12 protein-coding genes are annotated in these 12,679 nt (G+C 64.9%); 3 read left to right on the plus strand and 9 right to left on the minus strand.

The genetic code is table 11. The annotated features are described in order from the left end of the window. The first annotated feature begins 87 nt into the window (after positions 1 to 87). Positions 88 to 780, plus strand: coding sequence for a nitroreductase family protein (locus OVA12_RS19995; protein ID WP_268140407.1), 693 nt, complete (start codon positions 88 to 90; stop codon positions 778 to 780). Between the two features lie 314 nt (positions 781 to 1,094). On the opposite strand, the gene OVA12_RS20000 is transcribed toward OVA12_RS19995, so the two are convergent. Further along, entirely contained in the window at positions 1,095 to 2,309 is a 1,215-nt protein-coding gene (locus OVA12_RS20000; RefSeq protein WP_268141450.1) for an aminotransferase class V-fold PLP-dependent enzyme, read from the minus strand. Between the two features lie 50 nt (positions 2,310 to 2,359). Between OVA12_RS20000 and OVA12_RS20005 the strand changes: the two genes are divergently transcribed. Then, positions 2,360 to 3,211 carry an IclR family transcriptional regulator gene (locus OVA12_RS20005; protein WP_442793900.1) on the plus strand — a complete coding sequence of 284 codons (852 nt, stop codon included), beginning with the start codon at positions 2,360 to 2,362 and terminating at the stop codon, positions 3,209 to 3,211. On the opposite strand, the gene OVA12_RS20010 is transcribed toward OVA12_RS20005, so the two are convergent. The 8 genes from OVA12_RS20010 to OVA12_RS20045 all read right to left on the minus strand — a co-directional run bounded on the left by OVA12_RS20010 (position 3,199) and on the right by OVA12_RS20045 (position 11,885). Then, on the minus strand, positions 3,199 to 3,678 hold the full coding sequence (locus OVA12_RS20010; protein WP_161676220.1) for a RidA family protein: 480 nt from the start codon (positions 3,676 to 3,678) through the stop codon (positions 3,199 to 3,201). The genes OVA12_RS20005 and OVA12_RS20010 overlap by 13 nt on opposite strands. Beyond that, on the minus strand, positions 3,672 to 4,640 hold the full coding sequence (locus tag OVA12_RS20015; RefSeq protein ID WP_268140410.1) for an ABC transporter ATP-binding protein: 969 nt from the start codon (positions 4,638 to 4,640) through the stop codon (positions 3,672 to 3,674). Before OVA12_RS20015 ends, OVA12_RS20010 begins: the two co-directional genes overlap by 7 nt. Beyond that, positions 4,637 to 5,656 carry an ABC transporter ATP-binding protein gene (locus OVA12_RS20020; protein WP_268140411.1) on the minus strand — a complete coding sequence of 340 codons (1,020 nt, stop codon included), beginning with the start codon at positions 5,654 to 5,656 and terminating at the stop codon, positions 4,637 to 4,639. Before OVA12_RS20020 ends, OVA12_RS20015 begins: the two co-directional genes overlap by 4 nt. Next, on the minus strand, positions 5,653 to 6,765 hold the full coding sequence (locus OVA12_RS20025) for an amidohydrolase/deacetylase family metallohydrolase (protein WP_268140412.1): 1,113 nt from the start codon (positions 6,763 to 6,765) through the stop codon (positions 5,653 to 5,655). The genes OVA12_RS20020 and OVA12_RS20025 overlap by 4 nt, the downstream gene beginning before the upstream one ends. 4 nt (positions 6,766 to 6,769) lie before the next feature. After that, positions 6,770 to 7,630 (minus strand): ABC transporter permease, encoded by an 861-nt coding sequence (locus OVA12_RS20030; RefSeq protein ID WP_268140413.1) that lies wholly within the window; start codon positions 7,628 to 7,630, stop codon positions 6,770 to 6,772. A gap of 13 nt (positions 7,631 to 7,643) precedes the next feature. Continuing rightward, positions 7,644 to 8,585, minus strand: a complete 942-nt coding sequence (locus OVA12_RS20035) for an ABC transporter permease (protein ID WP_268140414.1) — start codon at positions 8,583 to 8,585, stop codon at positions 7,644 to 7,646. A gap of 322 nt (positions 8,586 to 8,907) precedes the next feature. Continuing rightward, positions 8,908 to 10,443 (minus strand): ABC transporter substrate-binding protein, encoded by a 1,536-nt coding sequence (locus OVA12_RS20040; protein ID WP_442793901.1) that lies wholly within the window; start codon positions 10,441 to 10,443, stop codon positions 8,908 to 8,910. A gap of 332 nt (positions 10,444 to 10,775) precedes the next feature. Continuing rightward, complete coding sequence (locus tag OVA12_RS20045) at positions 10,776 to 11,885, minus strand: DUF418 domain-containing protein (RefSeq protein ID WP_268140415.1); 1,110 nt, start codon at positions 11,883 to 11,885, stop codon at positions 10,776 to 10,778. Between the two features lie 82 nt (positions 11,886 to 11,967). Between OVA12_RS20045 and OVA12_RS20050 the strand changes: the two genes are divergently transcribed. Next, positions 11,968 to 12,603 carry a TetR/AcrR family transcriptional regulator gene (locus tag OVA12_RS20050; protein ID WP_268140416.1) on the plus strand — a complete coding sequence of 212 codons (636 nt, stop codon included), beginning with the start codon at positions 11,968 to 11,970 and terminating at the stop codon, positions 12,601 to 12,603. Positions 12,604 to 12,679 lie beyond the last annotated feature (76 nt).

The following is a 12,679-nucleotide window of genomic DNA, read 5'->3' on the forward strand; positions in this document are numbered from 1 at the left end:
ACATCGGGACACGAAGGGGATTGATTATCACTGTGAACTGGTGCAGCCATTGGTTACCGGTGCAACAGACACCTTTGGGAGGAATTCATGTTCGCCAAGGCGAAGATCAAGTTCGAGGCGCTCGACCTGCCGGATCGGGTCAGCATGCCGGATGAGGCAATGGAAAGCGCTGCTCGCGGCTTCTACGAGCACGTGAAGAAACGGCACACGGTGCGTGACTTCTCGGACCGCCCCGTGCCGCGCAAGGTGATCGAGGACTGTGTCCGCGCGGCCGGCACCGCACCGTCGGGGGCCAACCACCAGCCCTGGCACTTCGTGGCGATCGCCAACCCGGACTTCAAGCATCAGATCCGGCTCGCGGCCGAGGAAGAGGAGAAGGCCTTCTACGCCGGTGGCGCGGGGGATGAGTGGCTGCAGGCGCTGGAGCCGATTGGCACGACGGCCGACAAGCCGCACCTCGACATCGCGCCCTGGCTGATCGTGGTGTTCGCGCAGCGTTGGGGACACTTCGACGATGGCACGCGCTTCAAGAACTACTACGTGCCGGAAAGCGTCGGCATTGCCTGCGGCTTCCTGCTGACCGCGCTGCACACGGCGGGGCTGGTGGCGCTGACACACACGCCGAACCCGATGAAGTTCCTGAATGGATTGCTGGGCCGGCCGGAGTCCGAAAAGCCGATCATGATCATCGCGGTCGGGCACCCGGCCGAGGATGCCAAGGTGCCGGCGGTTGCCAAGCTGAAGAAGCCGCTGGAGGAAATCCTGACCGTGGCGGAGTAGGCGGGTCGGAGCAAGCCTTTGGTCTGCGCTTCTCACTCGTCTCGTCTCGTCATGCCATGGCTCGGCCATGGCATCCATGCCGTGACACTTCCGCGCTGGAAGGCATGAAGATGGATGTTCTGGCTTCGTGATCCATGCCGGAGGCGAGTCAACGGCATGGATGCCATGATCAAGTCATGGCATGACGGCAGGGGTAACGGAGGCCGTCTCGGGTGCAGGCGGGCCCCCAATCGATGAGATGACCGAGGGCCGTGCTGCGAGAAAGCCCGGATGACCGCTCATAAGTACGCGGCAAGGCGGGTGCGAGGCCCGGATCAGAACAGATCCGGGTTGAGATAGGTCGCGATGCCGCCGTTGCGGTGGGCTGTGACGTCGGGCTCGGGCAGCTCGCCGGCACGGGCACGGGTCAGGACCTTCACCAGGCTTTCGGCCACGATCTCGGCATCGCCGTCATGGAGATTGCAGGGATCAAGCTGGATCCAGCCGAGTTCGACTTCGTGGTCACGCAAGATCACCGGAATGTCGAGCGAGGCCATTGCCTTGACGATCGCCAGTGCGCTCGCACCGAGGGTCTTGGCGGAAATGTCCAGGCGCAGACGGTCGAGCGGGTTGCCGGTCGGATCCGGATTGCGGCGTGCGGTCACACCCGGGAATGGTGCGACGGCACTTTGCCAGAGATCAAGGGCAGCCTGTTCGCGGGCGAGTATGCCCTCGTGATCTCGGGTCTTCCAGGCATTGAGGGCGGCCATGACGCCCCAGATGCTTTCCTTGCCAACCTTCATGCCGCGGCCAATGCCGATGTTCTGGAGGTAGGCTGCCCGAACGAGATCGCGGCGCCCGGCAACGATGCCGGACGTCGGACCACCGAGGAACTTGTGACCGGAATAGATGGCGATGTCCGCGCCCGCCTTGAGGAAGGCACCGAGGTCGTATTCGGACGCGCCGTCGACGATGACAGGGACACCATGGGAATGCGCGATGGCTACGAAACGGTCCAGCGGGATCTGGCCGTATTCGACGACATGATGGGAGACGACATAGAGCGCGGCCGTGACATCGCCGCCGGCAAGGGCATGGTCCAGCTGATGGTCCAGCGCCTGGGTCGACTGGCCGACCGGAACCGGGACGGCGCCGGTGAGGCGGATCGACTGGTCAACGGCGGCGCCGTAGTGGCACATGTGGCCAAGCTGGATGGCGACCTTGTTCTTCATGCCGCTGGCATCGGGCAGCTGCTCGGCCCGGCCGGGGTTCAGTCCGGTCATGGTGCCGGCAATCGTCAGGGCAATGCCGGCAGCGGCAGATGCGGTGACGAAACCGGCTTCGGCGCCGGTTAGTTCGCCGATCAGCTGGCTGGCCTCGCGCTGAAGCTTGTGCATCGGGACGAAGCGGGGAGCTATCTCCTGCATTGCCGCGATGGCCTCTGGCACCATGATCGAAGCCCCAAGGCTGGTCATCGTGCCATTGACATTTATCACCCGGGGTAGAACCGAGAGGTCAAGTCCCGAGCCTGTGTTGCGCCTGTCATTCATTTCGAGCATGATCCCGCTATCGTGGAATAGATTACGTTACAAAAGAACAGATGTTCTCTAGGAGTTTTGCAGTGACCATCGATCAGACCGCCGAAGCGAGCGAGAAGGACGCGAAGTCCCCGCGCAAGCGCGCCCATGGCATTGACCGCATGCTGGAGATCCTCGACACGCTGTGCGCCGAGGAACGCGAGCTGACGTCCTACGAGATCGCCAAGCTCGTCGGCGCACCGATCTCCACCATCTACACGCTTGTTGCCGAGATGGTCGAGCGCGGGCTGTTGAGCCGGCGCGTCGGCAACACCGTGTGGCTTGGCCCCCGCACGCTGCGCTACGGCATCGCCTTCGAGAAGGGCACGAACCTGCTCGCGCTGGCGCGGCAGGAGATGCACACGCTGGCCCGCCGGCTGGGCGAGACGGTGCAGGTCTGCGTGCGCGACGAGGACATGATGGTTGTCGCTGCGATGGCCGACGGCATCGGTCATTTCCGCGTGACCTCCGATGTCGGCACGCGTGTGCCGCTGAACTGGACCGCTTCGGGCCGCCTGCTGGTTGGACACCTGCCAGCCCACGAGAGGCTGGCGGTGTTTTCCGCCTGCAACCGCCCGTCGCCGACCGCCCGGGCCGAGACCGACCCGAGCCGCCTGACGGTGCAGGCCGAGGAAGACTTCAACAACCGCCTGTCGATCCAGATCGGTCAGTCTGATTACGCGGTTGCCTGCATTGCCTCGCCGATCCGCGATGCCACCGGTGCCTGTGTTGCCACGATCTCGGTCGTGCTGCCGGAGCAGCGGGCGAACGAGCGGCGGGACGAGATCTGCGATGCGGTTCGCGATGTCGCTGCCCTGATCGAGGCCCAGGCCGGCGTGGAGCATGGCGGCCGGCGGATGGCTCATTCCGGGTGAACCAGGAACACGGCCTCGACTTCCACGGTGATCTGCCGGGGCAGCGAGGCCACGCCGAAGGACGAACGGGCATGGCGGCCAGCCGCCGGCCCGAACACCTCCATGAAGAGGTCTGAACAGCCGTTGATCACGGCCGGGTGGTCGCAGAACGTGTCGACCGCATTGACCATGCCCAGAACCTTGACCACGCGGCGGAACCGCGCCCAGCCGCCGAGCTCCGCCTGCACGGCGGACAGGATGTTCATGCCGACAAGCCGCGCATGGGCATAGGCTTCCTCGACGCTGACATCACGCCCGACCTTGCCGGTGTGCAGGCTGCCATCGATCTCGACCGGACCCTGGCCCGAGACATAGAGCAGGTTGTCGACCAGCAACGCGTTGGCGAAGGTGCCGATCGGCGCCGGCGGGGCAACGGGAATGCCTGTGCTGGCCAGGCGTTCGGAAATCTCGATGGGGGAAATCAGCATGAAACGGTCTCGTTGAGGCGCAGGCAGGCGGCCGAGATGGAGGCGGCGACCGGCTGCGGCGTTGGGAGGATGTGACGGCAATCATCCATGGCCACCGGGCAGCGGGTATGGAAGACACAGCCGGGGGGCGGGTTGAGCGGGCTCGGGATGTCACCCATGAGCATCACATCGGCGCGCGGCACCAGGGGATCGGGCACGGGCGCGGCGGCGAGCAGGGCCTTGGTATAGGGGTGGTTCGGCGCGGCATAGATGCTGCGGCAATCCCCTGCCTCCATGACCCGGCCGAGATAGAGCACGGCCACGTCCTCGCACAGATACTCCACCACCGACAAGTCATGGGCGATGAAGAGCATCGTTAGCCCGCGCTTCAGCCGCAAGTCATTGAGCAGGTTGAGGATCTGGGCCTGGACCGACACGTCGAGTGCGGACACGGATTCATCGGCGACAATGAAATCCGGGTCGACGGCGAGCGCCCGGGCAATGCCGATGCGCTGGCGCTGGCCGCCGGAAAACTCGTGCGGGAAGCGGTCGAGCTGGTCGGGGCGAAGACCCACTTCCTCCAGCAGCGCGGCCGCCCGGTCGCGCCGCTCGCGCCCGGTCTTGCCGATGCCATGGGCAATCAGCGCCTCGCCGATGATCTCGTGCACACGCATGCGCGGATTGAGGCTGGAGAAGGGATCCTGGAAGACGATCTGCATGCGCTTGCGCATCGCCTTCATGTCGCGGGCATTCAGTTTGGTGATGTCGGTGCCGTCGAAGAAGACTTCGCCCGACGTTGGCTCGATGAGCCGCAACACGCAGCGCCCGAGGGTGGTCTTGCCGGAGCCGGATTCACCGACGAGGCCGAGGATCGAGCCGCGCGGAATGTCGAGGCTGACATCCGTCAGGGCGCGGACCTTGCCGCCCGGCGTCTCGAACACCTTGGTGACGTTTCGAAGCGAGAGAAGCGGGGTGGCGGTCATGCGCTTTGCCTCATCTTCCAGCAGCGGGTCATGTGGTCAGCCCCCAGCGCGGCAAGGCGCGCCGGTTCACGGCAGGCAGCTTCGCTGCCCGCGCAGCGCGGGGCAAAAGTGCAGCCGACGGGCAGATCCATCGGCGAGGGCACGGAGCCGGGAATGGCCGTCAGCGGCAGCCGGCTGCCATCGGCGGCAAAGCCGCGCGAGGCGCTCGGGATCGAGGCAAGAAGGCCGGTGGTGTAGGGATGGCTCGGCTTTGCAAACAGGGGCCGGACTGCACCCTGCTCGACAACCTCGCCCGCATACATGACGGCAACCTCATCGGCCATTTCCGCTACCACACCCATGTCGTGGGTGATGAACAGGATCGACATGCCGAGATCGCGCTGCAGCCGCTGCATCAGGCGCAGGATCTGGGCCTGGATGGTGACGTCCAGCGCCGTGGTCGGCTCATCGGCGATCAAGAGGCGCGGATTGCAGGCAAGGGCGAGGGCGATCATCACGCGCTGGCGCATGCCGCCGGACATGGAATGCGGGTAGTCCCACATGCGCCGGGCAGCGGCCGGAATCTCGACCAGCTCCAGCAGCTCCCGCACCCGGGTCTGCAGCGCCTGGCCCTTCAGGCCGAGGTGCAGTGTCAGCATCTCGCCGATCTGGTCACCGACCCGCATCAGCGGATTGAGCGAGCTCATCGGCTCCTGGAAGATCATCGAGATCTCGCCGCCGCGCACACGGCGCATGGTGCGCGCTTCGGCCTTGGCAAGATCGAGGATCTGGCCCGCGCGGGTGCGGTACAGGATCGAGCCGCCGACGATCTGGCCCGGTGAGGACAGAAGACGCAGGATGGACAGCGAGGTGACCGACTTGCCGGAGCCGGACTCGCCCACAAGCGCGAGGGTCTTGCCCTCGCGCAGGGTGAAGGTGACGTCCCGAAGCGCCGGAACGGTCCGGCGCTTGAAGACGAAGGAGGTCGAGAGATTGTCGACCTTCAGGACGATGTCGGGCGAAAGTTCCGCTGTCATGTCTTCCTCCGCCGCGCCGCATAGACCTCGGTGCCCAGCACGGCATGCTTGGGCAGGAACACCTTCGACAGGCGGCTGTGGTTGCCCATGCTGTCGGAAACCGGCTCGTCGGCGTCTTCGATGGTGAAGACGGTGAAGTCGGCACGGTCGCCAATGCCCGGCTCGCCGAGGCCCATGACGGAGCGCGGGTTGGTGGTGATGCCGGTGATGCACTGCTCGAGGGTGAGGCCGGCCATCATCAGCTTGGAGACGGTGGTCGCAAGGTCATGCACCGGACCATCGATGTTGTTCTGGTGCAGGTCGGTCGAGATGGAGAAGGGGATCAGGCCTTCGCCGATGGCGCGCTGGGCAACGGCGAAGTTGTAGGAGGCGGCGCCATGGCCGACATCCATGCGCACGCCGGAGCCGGCGATATCCTTGGCCATCTGCATCAGGGCGGGCGTGTCGGTGATGGAGCCGGTGCGCTTGCCGTTGAAACAGTGGGTGACGATGTCGCCTTCGGTGAGGATGGCGAAGACTTCGTCGATCATCGGCAGCGGCTCGCCGACATGCACCATCAGCGGCAGGCCGCAGATTTCGGCAACACGCTTGGCGATCTTGGCCGGGCCGATGCCCCAGGCGCCCGTGATGACGCCGCTGGCGCGGACCTTGATGCCGCAGATCACGTCGCGGTTTGCCTCGACGACAGCCAGCGTCCGGTCGACGTCGACGAAGCGCAGGTCAACCAGTTCCGGCACGCGGTTGCAGGCGACGATGCCGATGGAGCCGATATTGAGGAAGGCCTTCACCGTCTCTGGCTGCTTCTCGATGACATATTCGCGCAGACCATGGAACGCCGCCTCGCCGGAGGACCCGGCATCCGCCATCGCGGTCACGCCATGCGAAACGCCGCAATAGTCGGCACGCACGGAAATGTCGGTGCCGCCATACCAGACATGCACATGCAGGTCGGCCCAGCCCGGCGACAGGTAGGCGCCGCCGAGATCGATGGTCTCGGCCCCGGCCACCGGCGCGGCAACGATCCGGCCGTTGGCGTCGATGTGGAGCGCGGCACCCGGGTTGCGGGCAAAGCCGATGGCGCGGAAGTTGGTGAGGGTACGGGCAGTCATGGTCTCAAAGGTCCTTGGAGAGGCGCGGATCGAGGGCATCGCGCAGGCCGTCACCGGCGATCTGCAGCGACAGGACGGACAGCGTGATGGCCAGGCCCGGGAAGAGGATCAGCCAGTCGGCGGTGCCAATATACTGCCGGCCGCCGTTGATCATCGAGCCCCAGGTCGGGGTGGAGGGATCGACGCCGACACCGAGGAAGGAGAGGCCTGCCTCGGCCAGCATCGAATAGGCAAAGATGAAGGTCGCCTGGACAATCACGGGCGAGACCATGTTGCGCAGGATGTGGTGCACGAGGATGCGCCAGGTGGACGTGCCGAGCGCCCGGGCCGCTTCCACATAGGGGAGCTCGCGGATGACCAGCGTTGCCGCACGCACGACACGGGCGACGCGCGGGGCATAGACGATGGACAGCGCCAGGATCAGGTTGGCAAGCGAGCCGCCGAGGACCGCCACCAGCGAAATCGCCAGAAGAATGTCCGGAAAGGCCATCATCGCGTCGACCAGCCGGCTGACCGGCGCGTCGAGCTTGCGGAAGAAGCCGCCGGTGAGCCCGAGGATGATGCCGATGACCGAGGCCAGCACGGCGGTGTCGATGCCAACGATCAGCGACACGCGCCCGGCGTAGATCAGCCGGGTGAAAACATCGCGGCCGAACTCGTCCGTGCCGAACCACCACTCCGCACTCGGCGGCTTGAGGCGGTTGCGCACGGACATCACGCCCGGATCATGCGGGGCGATGACATCGGCAAAGACGGCGGCAAACAGCACGACGGCGAGGATGGCAAGCCCGAGGGCCACCGACCGGCGCTGGATGAGCACCTTGAAGAGACTGGGAGCAGCGACTGCCGCGGAAGCACCGGCCATGACAGGCTCCTTTTCAGTATTTCACGCGGGGATCGATGGCCAAGTACAGCATGTCGATCAGGAAATTGACGAAGACATAAAGCGCAGCCACGACGATCAGCGCGCCCTGGATGGTCGGATAGTCGCGCCTGAGCACGGCCCCCACCACCAGCGAGCCGATGCCCGGCAGGTTGAAGACGCGCTCGGTGACGACGGCGCCGGAGATCAGCAGCGCAAAAGTCAGGCCCACCACGGTGACGATCGGGATCAGCGCGTTCTTGAAGGCGTGCTTCAGGACGACGCGGGATTCGCTCATGCCCTTGGAGCGGGCGGTGCGGACGAAATCCTCCGACAGCACGTCCAGCATCGAGGCGCGGGTGAAGCGGATGATCAGCGCGGAATTGACGATGCCAAGGACAATGGCCGGCATGATCAGATAGGTCATGCGCTCGAAGAACCCGGCTTCAGGCGGACCGTAGCCGGACACAGGTAGAAGGCCCAGATTGCTGCCGAGCTGCTGCTGGATGATGAGGCCGAGCCAGAAGGACGGCACGGAGGCAACCAGAATGGCGGTCGACAAGGTGCCCTGGTCGAACAGCGAGCCGCGGGTGTAAGCGGAGGCAATGCCGACGGGCAGGGCGATGGCGACGGCGATGAGGATCGAGAACAGCGTCAGGAACACGGTCGGTTCCGCGCGGGCGATCAGCACATCGGTGACCGGCTGGTTGAAGAAGATCGAGGTGCCGAGGTCACCCTGCAGGACGCTGGCGATGAAGCCGAGGTACTGCACGATGATCGGCTGGTCGAGGCCGAGCTGGCTGCGCAGGGCGGCGATGTCGGCGGCGGTGGCTTCGGGTCCGAGCATCATCGCTGCCGGGTCACCCGGCGCGAGGCGGACAAGCACGAACACCAGCGTCAGCACGATGAAGATCACCAGTGCCATGCCGGCAAATCGCTTCAGGATGTAGTTGGCCATGGGTGGGACCTCTGGCGGTGAAGTTTGGTTTGCAAGGCGGCACCGGCGATCTGTTCATCGGCGCTGCGGGACGTCTGGCGATGGTCCTTGCCCCGAGCTTTCTCCCCCTTGAGGGGGAGATGCCCCCAACAGGGGGCAGGGGGGTATGCGGACTGTCCGACTTTCGAGAGGTAGCTTTGCGTTGAAGCGCTGCTACCCCCCTCTGTCTGCTATCGCAGACATCTCCCCCTCAAGGGGGGAGAGGGCCTGCGGCCGGATTGCAGCGCAGGGTGTCGGTCGGCCTCCCCGCCATAACAGCGGCGGGGAGGTCGCGAATGTCAGGTCAGTTGCCGAGCTTGGCGTTCCAGAAGAACGGCCACGGGGTCGGGGCGACGCCGGAGAGGTCCTTCTTCTTGCCCATGACGGCGTTGAAGCCGCCGACCTTGTAGAAGGGCACTTCCTCGTAGACGAGCTTCTGCAGTTCGGCGAAGGCAGCCTGGCGGGCGACCGGATCGCTCTCGCCCGTCAGACGGGCGTAAACGGCATCACGGTTGGCGCTGGCCCAGCCGATCGGCGAGTTCTCGACATAGAGGTTGGTGAGGGTCGGCTCGGGGAGGAACGGCGAGTGGGTGATGTAGATGTCCCACAGGTCCGGATTGCCACGGCGCTCGATGAGGGTTGCCCATTCGACAACGTCGAGCTGAACGTTGAAGCCTGCGGCTTCGAGGTTCATCTTGGCAACTTCGGCCATCTTAAAATGGAACTCGTACTGGCGCGAGGTCAGGATGCGCAGCGGCTCACCCTTGTAACCGGCCTTGGCGAGGATTTTCTTGGCCTTTTCCGGGTTTGCCTGGGCATAGAGATCCTTGCCTTCCTCGTTGTTCCAGGGGAACTGCTCGGGGAACAGGGCAGCGTCGACGACGAAATACTTGTCGTCGCCGAAAGCGGCGAACATCATGTCATCGGGCGACAGGGCGGCCTGCACGGCCTGGCGGATGCCGAGATTGGTGCAGATGCCCTTTTTCATGTTGAATGCAAACAGCGGCCAGCCGAACGGGCGCAGCAGCACCGGCTCGACGCTGGCGCTGTCCGAAAGACGGCCGAAGGCTTCGGTCGGCAGGCTGTCGGCGAAGGCGAACTGGCCCGAGACAAGGCCCTCGACGCGGGTGTTGGCATCCGGAACCGGAACGAAGCGGATCTCGTCCAGGTTCTGGGCGCGGGCGCCGGAGCTGCCGCTGGCCGGCTCGGACCGCGACTTGAAGCCGTCGAACTTGCCGAGCTGGATGTAGCGGTCCGGCGCATGCTCGATCAGCTTGTAGGGGCCGGTGCCGACAGTGGCCGACAGCTTCTCGCCGAGGATCTCCTGCGGCACCACGATGGCGGCGGAGTTGGAGAAGGCGAGCAGCGACAGGAGCGGCGAGTAGGGCTTGTTCAGCTTGATGGTGACAACGCTGGGGCCTTCGGCCTCGATGCTGTCGATCATGCCGGCGACGGACTTGCCGCGGGCAGCGACGGTGGTCCAGCGCTTCAGGGACGCGACCACATCGGCGCTGTCCATAGCCGAACCGTCATGGAAGGTGATGCCTTCGCGCAGCGGGATCTTGTAGGTCTTGCCGTCCTCGGAAATGAACGGAAGGGCGTCGGCGAGCAGCGGGGCGACTTCCCAATTTTCGTCGAAGGTGTAGAGCGTCTCGTAGAAGTGCTGCGTGACGATGCTGACGACGTCGGCGGTGGACATCATCGGATCAAGGGTGGGCGGTTCGCCAATGATGGCGACATCAAGCTTGCCGGCAGCCAGGGCAAGGGCGGTGGAGCCCATGAAAGCGGCGAGGGAAAGTGTTGCAAGGCGGCCGGAGCGGCCGGACATAAACCGGGTCATCGCGTTCTCCAGAAGGTTTGTTCGTTATAAGAGAATATGTATTCTTGCAATGAAATGCTGGCAGCGACCGCGCGCGCTGTCAAGCGCCCGGCGGACACGCACCGTTGCGTTTTGCACCTGGCAGGGCGTCGCCTGTCGTTGGGGAATGCGGCCGATGGCGGGAAAACGTCAGGATTTGCCGAGGGTTCCGCCTGGCTTTCGCGGTTGCAGCAAAGGCACCAAAAAAACAACGGGCTCCGACGGACGAAACCGTCGAAGCCCGTTGCGTGAGAAAGCAGCAGCGGGGGTGGGGAACCTGGGCAACCGCTGCCGCTTCTCGACCTCTGCGTGTGTCAGCGGCTGCCTGTGATGGCGCGCAAGACTTCTTCAAGTGGCCCGCGCCGGAACCAGATCTGCCAGACACGGGCAAAGAGCATGGTCGCCAGGCAAACGGCGAGGGCGGTGACCAGATAGCCCGCAGAACCCATCAGCGCCCCGAGGCCCAGACCATAGCCAGACACCAGCACGCCGCCGATCAGGCCTTGCAGGACGTAGGTCGTGAGCGAGCTTTTTCCCGTTGCGACAAAGGCTTGCGGGAAGTGGACACGACGGGCGAGTTCGACGATTGCGACAAGATAGGCCGTCGACAGGAAGAGGGCGCCCAGCGGGCCAAGCGCCATGCCCGCGACGGCGGACCAATCCGGCGTCTCCGGCGTGAGGTTGGCTTCGGCGATGGCGTAGCCGAGGCTGAGCGTGAGGCCTGCCAGCGTGATCGGGATGATCTTGCGGCGCAGCCAGAGGTAGTGCGGATTGTCCTGCTGCAGCAGCCCGGCCCGGGCGCCGGCAAGGCCAAGGCAGAAGGCGGCGAAGGCGGCCGGCCCGTTGAACAGCACGACAAAACTGAAGGTGATGGGCCAATCAATCTGCCGGTAGGCCACCGCGTCCATGAAGGTGACAATGTCTGGACCTTCGGGCATGTCGCCAAACTCGATCAGGTAGAGACTGCCCAGAGCCACATAGGCGAGCGCGGCAACGGGCACCATCGCCAGTGCCAGCCTGACAAGACGCTGACCCGACCAGCCGAGAAACGGCCAGATCAACAGCCCGAGAAGGGCATAAAGCACCAGGATGTCGCCGGTGTAGACGAAGAGCGCATGCAGCACGCCAAGCACCAGCAGGCCGAACAGGCGGCGGGCATAGCGGCGGGCAAAGGATTGCCCATCCCGGAGAGCGGCAGCCTGCTGGCCGACAATGCCCCAGCCGAACATGAAGGCAAACAGCGGGAAGACCTTGCCTTCCAGCAGCCACACATTGGCGAAATAGACGATCTCGTCCAGCCCGGTCGGCTCGCGCAGCGGCTCGGGGGCATCATAAAGGGCGAGAATCGGCAGGTTGACGATGCAGATGCCGACCAGTGCGAAACTGCGCAGAAGATCAACTTCGGGGTTGCGGGGGGCCGCCATGGCGCTATCCTGACTTGAGCAAGTGCTCAGCTAGTTATTGAGCGACTGCTCAATTGTCAAGGGCTGCAACCAGGAGGTTGGGATGGCCGTGGACGTGACCAGAGAGGACGGGCAGGAGGCTCGCCCCCGGATCAGCGCCGATGCGCGCAAGGCCCTGCTTGTTGCGGCCACCGCCGAGCTGTTGTTCGAGCGCGGGTTCAGCGGCACGAAGACGCGGGATGTAACGGAGCGCTGCGGCGTCGGCACCGGCCTTCTGAACCACTACTTCACCTGGGCCGAGCTGCGCGCTCAGGCCTTTGCCAGGATCTATGCCGAAGTGGTGGCCGAGCAGTTCCACGCCGGGATGCCGCCGCTGCAGCTGCTCGATGCCTATCTGCGGACCACATTCAGTCCGCGGGCCGTGCCCTACCTCAGGCTGTGGGTCGAGGCAACCGAGCTGTCGGCAGAAGACAGGGTGCTGGCTGCCGTGCTGGAGCACAGCCAGCGGGCCTTTCTGGATGGATTGACGGGTCTTCTGACCAAACTGGTGCAGGAGGAGGGCTGGCGATTGCCCGATCCGGCAGCGACGGCGCTGCGATTGTCCGCGATGCAGGACGGGCTGGCCGGACTGCTGCTTTGGCGATTCCCTGGGGTAAATGCGCAGATGGCGGAGGCGCAGATGCGCTGTCTGGTCGACTTGGAGCGGGGCCTGCCGCAGTCCGCCGTCATTCCGTTGTGACGCAGCTGCGATAAGGCAGGTCGGGAGACACAGGGATCGCTTCCCGTCTCCCAACAAGCCAGCTTTTCGGAGGCCA

It is taken from the genome of Pannonibacter sp. SL95 (assembly GCF_026672425.1).
Classification (GTDB): domain Bacteria; phylum Pseudomonadota; class Alphaproteobacteria; order Rhizobiales; family Stappiaceae; genus Pannonibacter.